At 57.1% G+C, this 6023-nt stretch carries 7 protein-coding genes; 1 reads left to right on the top strand and 6 read right to left on the bottom strand.

From position 1 onward, the window contains the following. The coding region (locus BV911_RS19785; RefSeq protein WP_205963871.1) for a hypothetical protein at window positions 1-192 on the top strand (192 nt) is incomplete at its 5' end. A 3-nt stretch (window positions 193-195) separates the two neighbouring features. Here BV911_RS19785 and BV911_RS15685 read toward each other — a convergent pair. The 6 genes from BV911_RS15685 to BV911_RS15655 form a co-directional block, all read right to left on the bottom strand. Continuing rightward, window positions 196-936, bottom strand: coding sequence for a sugar phosphate nucleotidyltransferase (locus tag BV911_RS15685; RefSeq protein WP_086054558.1), 741 nt, complete (start codon window positions 934-936; stop codon window positions 196-198). Window positions 937-1350: 414 nt separating this feature from the next. Beyond that, window positions 1351-1485, bottom strand: a complete 135-nt coding sequence (locus BV911_RS20405; RefSeq protein ID WP_086054556.1) for a hypothetical protein — start codon at window positions 1483-1485, stop codon at window positions 1351-1353. Window positions 1486-1791: 306 nt separating this feature from the next. Further along, entirely contained in the window at window positions 1792-3069 is a 1278-nt protein-coding gene (locus BV911_RS15670) for a polysaccharide biosynthesis/export family protein (protein ID WP_168184105.1), read from the bottom strand. Window positions 3070-3112: 43 nt separating this feature from the next. Further along, a complete protein-coding gene (locus BV911_RS15665) occupies window positions 3113-4147 on the bottom strand; it encodes an SDR family NAD(P)-dependent oxidoreductase (RefSeq protein WP_086054554.1) in 1035 nt (344 codons plus the stop codon). Continuing rightward, window positions 4144-4881: a sugar transferase gene (locus BV911_RS15660; RefSeq protein WP_086054553.1), complete on the bottom strand. Its 738-nt coding sequence runs from the start codon at window positions 4879-4881 to the stop codon at window positions 4144-4146. The genes BV911_RS15665 and BV911_RS15660 overlap by 4 nt, the downstream gene beginning before the upstream one ends. Beyond that, the gene (locus BV911_RS15655; RefSeq protein WP_086054552.1) at window positions 4878-6014 is read right to left on the bottom strand and encodes a DegT/DnrJ/EryC1/StrS aminotransferase family protein; all 1137 of its coding nucleotides are present in this window, start codon (window positions 6012-6014) and stop codon (window positions 4878-4880) included. The genes BV911_RS15660 and BV911_RS15655 overlap by 4 nt, the downstream gene beginning before the upstream one ends. Window positions 6015-6023 lie beyond the last annotated feature (9 nt).

Below are 6023 nucleotides of genomic sequence, written 5' to 3'. Positions count from 1 at the left end.
CCTGCGCCATCCAAAACCATCCGCACGGCACGTTCGCGCACTTCAGGTGAATATTTGTTCGTTGTTTTGTTCATGATGCTCCATCCTACTCATGAGTTGGAGCCTCCGGCAAACCTGGCGCGGTTCACCACTGCCTACTGGATCAGGTTGTGCGCCCCCGTTCGAAGAACGTTCGGCCAGCGGATCTGGTGAAAATCAACGTGGATCGGACGAGGTTGCGATGGACGGCATAAATGCGCAACTTGCGAGTAGCCTAAATGACGGATCCAGACGGACAATATCGTCAAGTGACGCGATATCATGCGATCCGGAAATGTCGGCCACACCATACAAGCATCCGTCATCGATACTTAAATTTACCGCATCGGGTGCCTCAAGCTCTCCTCGGCCACTCAAAGGAACTCGTTCAAGATAGTTCATTATCGAAGGTGGGAAACGATAGCCCCCAAGAACAACAAGCTTCGATTTCGCAACATCTGGCTTTTCAGTTATTCGTGAAACAAAACCGTTAGACTGAAGTTCGACACAACCGTATCGTTCCGGCTCGTGAGATTGGACTACGCCGACAACGCCGTGCCCCGCTCCATTACGGATATCGCGAACGGCGGTGCTTGTGAAAACGCTGTCCCCGAATAGCATAATGAACTCACGGGTAACGTTATGCTTTGCTGCCAGAATAGCCGCGCCAGTTCCGCCAGTTTCACCTTGTTCGACAAAGGTAAAGTTGCCGCTGTAGTTGGCGATTACATAGTCCTGTATCTGGTTGGCACGATACTTCACGACAAAAGTAATATCACGGACACCTTCCGATAACAGGCCATCTAAAGCAGAAGATAGGATCGTGCGGCCGTTGATCTTTACCAAAGGCTTTGGCGTGGCGTCGGTCAGGGGGCGAAGCCGACTCCCTTTTCCGGCACATAGAACTACTGCTTGCATACTATCTTGTGTCCCGCATGATGTAATTTATTGTGGCACGAAGAACCTGCGGACTCCGAAGTTCCAGCCAAGAGCCATACCCAAAGTGGGTATAAACAAGCTGTTGCTCGACCAAGAGAGCGATTTCACCTCCGCGGTAGGCTTCAGCTGATATTTCATGCCGCGGCGTGTAACCAAGTTCGGCTATCTCACACTCTGAGCGCAACTTGAGAACATAGACTTCTATTTGCTTGAGGTCGGTCATGGTGCGGACTTCTGCTTGCAGCTTCTTGAAGCTGCATCGCGTCGCTTTTGTAAGAGTAAATTGAGCGCGGGGCGAAGCGGGCCTTCTATGAGAGTGTGAGACGCCATCATTCTAAACTTCCTCTCCATGTATTTACCTTGCCGCCGAAAGTAGGGCAGATTGTGAACGAGTTATTCTACAGACCTCAACGAACAACAGTGGATGAATGCGTGGCAATGAGTGCCGGACCAACCAAGGGCCGTTTGGATCACGATACGAAGGTCCCCGAGATGCCAATCTCTCGGCACGAACACTCGCCACCAGATCGTCTGGTGTAACCCCCTCGATTGTCAGCTGCAAAATTGCGCATTTCGGATCGCACAGATTCATGAGTTTCCTCCAGCTCGCTCTCGGAACCGTTCGGCCCGCCCCAAAAACTTGGCTTCAAGCCTCGAAGCGTTACCGTAAATTCGTCACGAACGCCCGCGCACCGCGAAGGGACTCTGTGTTAGAGGCGGCGACCCCACCAACTCGTGAATACGATCACATACTCAAATTGGCCCTGATCGGAACTCGGCCATCAATGGCCGAACCTTCAGTGTCTTGAAAGACGCCCAGATCAACAATTTTAGTTACCGCGGTGCCTCAGCCGTCCGAAGCGGTGGGTCGTCAGACGAAACCTCGCTGAGATTTAAGGGAAGCAATTCGAAACCTTGCGTCACTTCGATGACGTCGCCAGGCTGAATTATTGTATCGTAACTCGCGGCGTTCGGGCCCCTTGTCCCGCCGCGGATGATCCACATCGCGGTGGCGTCGGTGCCTCCGCTGGGTTGTCTCAGGGGCGCAAGCCCAGCGGACCGCAATTTTTCCTCGGCTCCAGAGAGCCGTGCCAGTTCTCGGCCCTCAATGACCTGCGCCTCCTGAAGCTCGGCCAACTGATCCGACCGCATTTTGTCATCCAGCCGCTCCTGATCTCGGGCGATCTCTGTTCGGCGTCGTTCAAGCTCCATCAGGCGCGCTTCGGTCTGCAGACGTCGGGTAGACGAAATCAGAGCAGCGGCACGCATATCGGCAAGGCGCGCCTGCGTGTAAATCCCCTTCATGCTTGCGGCGGTGGCGGCGGCATAGGCGTCAGCATCGATCAACTCGCTCGCTTCTTCGACCTCAAGCAAATTGCGCAGAACAGCGCTTTGATCGTCGATCTGGTTGAGCGCCCGCTCGAAGAATGCGCGTTCCCGTACGAGGCTTTGCGTCAGCATATCCTGCAGGCGCGTCTCGGCACGTAGGATTTCGTCGAGGGAAACCTCCTGCCTCGGTGCCGGGGGCCATGTCCGACTGTTGAAATCAGTGTCCTCCCCGAGGGCGCGCCGCAATCTCCAGACCTTAGCGCTCGCCGCCGTAGCAGCATACCATGCGCCGGCATAATCGGTACGAAGGTCAATTGGATTCTCGCCCGGAGCAAGTATCGCGACCGGAGCCAAGCCCCCGGCACCCGCGATCGCTTGGCGGGCCGTCATGCCCGGGCGAAACCGCAGTTCACCCGGCTGAGCGACATCGCCGCTGACGAAAATCGGACGGTATTCCATCACCGAGGCCGAAATTTGGTCACGCTCGACCATACGCATGACTTCGCGCCCGTCAGGAAGATAGGCTGGCAATAGTCGGGTCGCCAAGGCCATCTGAATCTGGCTGCGTGTCTCGGCCACGGTCAAGCCTGCGGCGGCGAGCACCCCAACCAACGGAAAGCTCAGGCTTCCGTCAATCTGTATTTCGGATCGCAGGTTCATATCGGGAAGACCCGCGACGGACATCCCGACCACGTCCCCGGCTTGCAGGCGATATTCGTCAGCCGATACGCTGTTCGCAGCCATGGCTGCCGACAGCGCCGCGGCGGCAATACAAAGCGTCATTTGGTGTCGGGACCGTCGGCGTGAGGCTATGGGCTGCTTCCTTTCAAGTCGCATAGCTTATCTCCTGCCGGACGCGCCCCTCGTGGATCTGTTTACGCCACCAACTGACGGTGCGTTCCATTCCCTCATGGAAATCGACAGCCGGCCGCCACCCAGTCACTTCGTGGAAGCGACGACTGTCGGCAAGCAACTCTCCCACCTCGGATTTTGGAGGGCGCATCCGCCCTTCTTCCTGCAAGATAGGCTTATCGCACCCCGTCAGCCTCCGCGCCAATTCGACCACTTCGCCGACGGTGACAGCCCGGCCTGATCCAGCGTTGTAGGGAATACCGAACTCGATCGAATTGGTCGTCCCGGCCAGTACGAAAGCTGCGGCGGTATCCTCGACAAAGGTGAAATCGCGTATCGGCGTCAGATCTCCGACGCGGATAGCATGAACTTTCGGGTCCAGCGCCTGCCGTATGATGGTCGGAATAACGGCGCGTTCACTTTGGCGCGGCCCGAAGGTGTTGAACGGCCGTAATGTAACGACCGGAAGGTCGTGTGAACGCGCAAACGATTCCGCAAGCATGTCGGCCCCGACCTTGGAGGCTGAATAAGGCGATTGGCCTTGCAGCGGATGCGTCTCCGCGATCGGAACAGTGATTGCAGTGCCGTAGACTTCGCTTGTGGATGTGACCACCACGCGCCGCACGCCATTCTCACGCGCCGCCTCGAGGACGTTCAACGTTCCGATAACATTCGTGTCCACATAGGATTGAGCAGCGACGTAAGAATGTGGAATCGCGATTAGGGCTGCCAAGTGAAATACGGTGTCCTGCCGGATGGTAAGAGAGCGGATGAACGCAGCGTCGCGGATGTCGCCGCGCACGACATTAAGTTTCGCACGAATGCATTCCGGCAACGCGTCGATCCAGCCAAGAGAGTCAAAGGAGTTGTAAAGACACAGCGCCGTCACGTTCGCGTCCGTCGCGACCAACGCTTCGACCAGATGCGATCCGATGAAGCCGTCTGCGCCTGTCACAAGGACGTTGCGGCCCGCAAGGGGTGTAATGATTTGATCGACGGCAATATTCATTTCCGAATTCCGCTTAATTCTGTCGCGATGGCGCCCTCTGACGGATGGGGATCGGTCCGACTCGACGCTTTTGCTGAACCCGATACGGGCATCCCACCGACAACGGCTATCATTCCAATGACGGCGAGCACCCCACGGCCAATCCAAGCGATATCCGACCAAACGGTCCGGTTAGGATAATAGGCCAGATCAAGTGCCATTTTTGCCGGAAAAAGCGTCTCACGGTAGAACTGGATCAGGTCGCCCCCGACAGGATAGAGGCTGCATTCATTCCTGAAAGCCACTTGGCTTGGGCCGAAAAGGCCCGGCCGCTCGTGAAGAACCGGCCCGGCCCCCTCCGTGAAGCAATCCGCGAAAGCCAGGCTTTCGGGCCTTGGCCCTACGAATGCCATGTCTCCCCGCAGGATGTTGAAAAGTTGCGGCAGTTCGTCAAGCTTCGTCTCAGCGAGGTGCCGCCCGATCCAGGTCATGCGGAAATCGTTCTTTAGGGTTAGCGGGCAACCGTTGTCTCGCGCATCATCCAGCTTGCGGAATTTGTACATCCGGAAGAGCCGCCCGTTTCGCCCAATCCGGGTCTGGGTAAAGAAGACCGGGGCGCCCGACTCTATAACTATCGCGATTGCAATAATCAGCATTACCGGGCTCAACAGGATCAGCCCAATGCTTGCAAGACCTATGTCGAGCGCCCGACCAACATACGTGTGAAAGGACGAAGAGATGGGATGGGCCATCATACGGTCTCCTCAGCGCGTGTGAGCGTCTTGTCGAGAACTGAGACCACGCGCCGGACATCGGCATCCTCCATTTTTGGATGGAGCGGGAGTGTCAGTTCTCGGCGGTGAAATTCTTCAGTTAATGGAAGGCGGATAAGGGGGGCGCGGGCCCGGTAATAAGATAGCGTGTGGACCGGTGGATAATGGATCGTCGTCTGGATGCCGGCATCGTGCATTGTTGCGGTGACGGCATCACGATCAGCAGTCTCAGGAAGGACCACAGGCATGATGTGATGGGCTGACAGCCCGCTGCGCGACGTGGGAACCTGCAGCCCCTTATGACGCCGCATCACTGGACCAAGCCACTCCTGATACCGCGCGAAAAGTGCCGCCCGTCGCGCATTCATGTCGTCAAGCTTGGAAAGCTGCACAAGTCCGATCGCTGCCCGGATCTCATCCATTCGGTAGTTGAATCCGAGCATGTCCACATCGTAATGGGGCGACCGGGCGACAAGGCGTTGTAGAACGGTGCGCGTCATGCCGTGGCCGCGCATCTGGCGGGCCTGCTCAAGCAACTCTGGGTCCCGCATCAAAATCATGCCGCCCTCGGCTGTTGTCATGTTTTTGTTGCCGTAGAAACTGAACGCGGCGCCGTCACCATAAGAGCCGACGCCGGGAACGCCTATGGCGTGCGCTGCGTCCTCAATCAGAAGCAGGCCATGATGTTCAGCGAAAGCGCGCCAGGGTCCGGGATCTGCCATGTGTCCGGCGAAATGCATCAGCATTACAGCGCGCGTACGGGGCGTGATTTTGTGGGCCGCATCCTCGATCGACATCAACGGCGAGTCGAGCCCCTCGATATCGACTAGAACCGGATCCGCCCCAGCGTAGAGGATGGCATTGATTGTCGCCACAAAGGTAAGCGACGGAGCCAGAACTTCGTCGCCAGCGCCGATTCCGAGGGCCTTAAGAGTCAGGTGTAGAGCTGCTGTGCAGGAATCCACCGCCACAGCATCCTCTACTCCGTGTCGGTTGGCGAAGGCCCGCTCAAATTCCCGAACGCGTGCGCCAAGGGTTATCCAGCCACTTTCAAGCACTGCCACGGCTGCAGCACGCTCTTCAGCGCCAAGTAATGGCTCTGCAACAAGCAACATTTAACATCC

It is taken from the genome of Pseudoruegeria sp. SK021 (assembly GCF_002119405.1).
GTDB lineage: Bacteria > Pseudomonadota > Alphaproteobacteria > Rhodobacterales > Rhodobacteraceae > Meridianimarinicoccus.
Note: the sequence above shows the minus strand (reverse complement) of the source record. Positions and strands in the feature narration are given on the sequence as shown.